This window comes from Streptomyces sp. NPDC054863 (genome assembly GCF_053610825.1).
Window position 1 is genome coordinate 1 of sequence record NZ_JBSGZD010000501.1, and the last position, 2,826, is coordinate 2,826.

2 protein-coding genes are annotated in these 2,826 nt (G+C 74.0%); both read right to left on the reverse strand.

Annotated elements, in window-relative coordinates; all coding sequences use genetic code 11:
- A partial coding sequence (locus ACWGIG_RS38265; RefSeq protein ID WP_453326339.1) for a protein kinase domain-containing protein occupies window positions 1–1,254 on the reverse strand: 1,254 nt, incomplete at its 3' end.
- Window positions 1,255–1,390: 136 nt separating this feature from the next.
- Window positions 1,391–2,689, reverse strand: a complete 1,299-nt coding sequence (locus ACWGIG_RS38270; protein WP_453326340.1) for a DUF6986 family protein — start codon at window positions 2,687–2,689, stop codon at window positions 1,391–1,393.
- Window positions 2,690–2,826: the final 137 nt, after the last annotated feature.

Below are 2,826 nucleotides of genomic sequence, written 5' to 3' on the forward strand. Positions count from 1 at the left end.
CAGCAGCACCGCGGCGACGCCCGCCGCGACCACCGCCCTGCGGCGTCCGCCCGACGCCCCCGCGGCGTCGGGGACGGCGACGGGCGAGGTCACCGGCGCGGACGGGTGGGACGGACCGGCGGACGGCGTGGGGCCGGTGCCGTACGCCCCGGGGGCCGGGCCCGTGCCGTACACCGGCGGCGTGGGGCCGGTCCCGTAGGCGGGCTGCTGCTGCACGGCAGGCGTGGGCCCGGTCCCGTAGGGCGTCGGGCCCGCGCCGTACCCGGACTGCTGTGCGGGCGGCGCGTGCGGGCCGAAGCCGGGCGAGGGCTGTACGTACGGGGCGGGCACGGGGCCCGCGGGGCCGAACCCCTGCTGCTGGGGCGGCAGTTGCTCCCGCTCCGTCGCCGCGCGCGGGGCTTCGGCGGCCTGCACCGCGGGGCCTTCGGCCACTTCCGTCAGCAGTCGTGCCGCTTCGGCCGCGTCGGGCCGCCGTGCCGGGTCCTTGTCCATGAGGCGCTGGAGTACGGGGCCCAGGGGCCCGGAGCGCACCGGCTCCGGCAGCGGTTCCACGACGATCGCGGTGAGCGTGGACCAGGTCGACGTACGGCGGAAGGGCGAGCCGCCCTCGACGGCCGCGTACAGCGTGGCGCCCAGCGCCCAGACGTCGGACGCCGGTCCCGGCTCGTGGCCCTGGGCGCGCTCGGGTGCCAGGTAGTCGAGGGAGCCGACCAGTTCGCCGCTGCGGGTGAGGTGGGTGGTGGAGCCGTCGCCCGGGTCGTCCATGGCGGCGATGCCGAAGTCGGTGAGGACCACCCGGCCGCTGCGCTCCAGCAGGATGTTGCCCGGCTTGACGTCCCGGTGCAGCACTCCGACCGCGTGCGCGGCGCCGAGCGCGTCCAGCACCCGGGCGCCCATCGAGGCGGCCTCGCGCGGGTCGAGGAGCCCGCGCTCGGTCAGCACGTCGTCCAGCGAAGGGCCGTCCACGAGCTCCATCACGATGACCGGGCGGCCGTCGTGCTCGGTGACGTCGTGGATGGCGACGACTCCGGAGTGGCGGATCCGGGCGGCGGCGCGGGCCTCGCGCTGCATCCGGACCCGCAGATCGGCCAGTTCGGGTCCCGACGCGTCGTTGTACGCGCGCAGTTCCTTCACGGCGACCTCGCGGCCGAGGACCTCGTCGACGGCGCGCCAGACGACGCCCATGCCGCCGCGGCCGAGCTGCTCGATCACCCGGTAGCGGCCGGCCAGCCGCTCGTTCTCCCCCGTAGCCACCACTGCCCCGTTCCGTTACGCCCAAATGTGGTTGCGAACAGAGTACGGGGCAGCAGTGACAGCCTGGCTCGGGGTGGCGGAGCGAGGGCCGCGGAGCGGGATCGCGCGGCAGGGCGACGAGGCCTGCGCAGCGGGCTTACGAAGCCGCGGCCGTGAGGTCCCCTCGGCGCGGCGACGCGAAGCCTTCGAGGTCCGCGCGGGTGAGGCCGCTGAGCTTCGCGACCTCGGCGGTGTCGAGGGCGCCGCAGTCGATGCCGCGCAGCAGGTACCCGGCGAGCGCCTTCGCGGATGCGGGCTCGTCGGCGATGTCGCCGCCTTCGAGCTGGTTGGCGTAGGCGGCGAGGCGGGCGGCGGCCTGCTCGAAGCCCTCGCGGTAGTAGGTGAAGACGGCGGCGTAACGGGTCGGCAGGTGGCCGGGGTGCATGTCCCAGCCCTGGTAGTAGGCCCTGGCCAGGGCGCGGCGGGTGAGGCCGTAGTGCAGCCGCCAGGCGTCGTGCACCTTCTCGGTGGAGCCGACGGGCAGGACGTTGGTGGAGCCGTCGGAGACCCGGACGCCCGTGCCCGCGGCGGCGACCTGCATGACCGCCTTGGCGTGGTCGGCGGCCGGGTGGTCGCTGGCCTGGTAGGCGGCGCTGACGCCGACGCAGGCGCTGTAGTCGAAGGTGCCGTAGTGCAGCCCGGTGGCGCGGCCCTCGGCGGCGTCGATCATGCGGGCGACGGTGGCGGTGCCGTCGGCGCCGAGGATGGACTGGCTGGTCTCGATCTGGATCTCGAAGCCGATCCGGCCCGCTTCCAGACCGTGTGCCTCCTCGAACGCCTCAAGGAGGCGCACCATCGCGGTGACCTGCTCGGGGTAGGTCACCTTGGGCAGTGTCAGCACGAGGCCTTCGGGAAGCCCGCCGTGCTCCATGAGGCCGGTGAGGAAGACGTCCAGGGTGCGGATCGCACGGTCGCGGACGGCGGCCTCGAAGCACTTCATGCGGATGCCGGTGTACGGGGCGGCGGCGTGGTTCTCGTACGACTCGGCCACCAGGCGTGCGGCGCGGGCGGCGTACTCGTCCTCGTCGGCGGCGGAGCCCGTGTAGCCGTCCTCGAAGTCGATGCGCAGGTCCTCGACCGGCTCGCGCTCCAGCTTGGCGCGGACCCGGTCGTACACGGCGTCGGCGAGGGACGCGTCGAGGCCGAGGACCTCGGCGAACGCGGCGGCGTCCGGGGCGTGCTCGTCGAGCATCTTCAGCGCCGTCTCGCCCCAGGAGCGGAGGGTGTCCGCCTCGTAGAGGTTGCCGGGGACGTAGACGGTGTGGACGGGCTGCCGGGTCCCTGGGTCTCCGGGGTAGCGGCGTTCGAGCTCCGCGTCGATCGGTACGAGGGAGGCGCTGATCCCCTCGCTGACCGCGCCGGCGAGGCTCGTTGCCACCTTCTCCTGCTGACCCATTCCAACCCTCCATTTTTCCGCTTCACGGAATCAACAATCCGCATAGTGAAGTTAATAGCTGGCATGATCCGCGTCAATGGGTGCCGGACACGGGCCGGGAAACGGCTCGGGGCCGCGCGGTGAGAACACCGCACGGC

Excerpts from the sequence above, each read along its gene's own strand:
- ACWGIG_RS38270 (WP_453326340.1), bottom strand. The coding sequence starts at position 2,689 with ATGGGTCAGCAGGAGAAGGTGGCAACGAGCCTCGCCGGCGCGGTCAGC.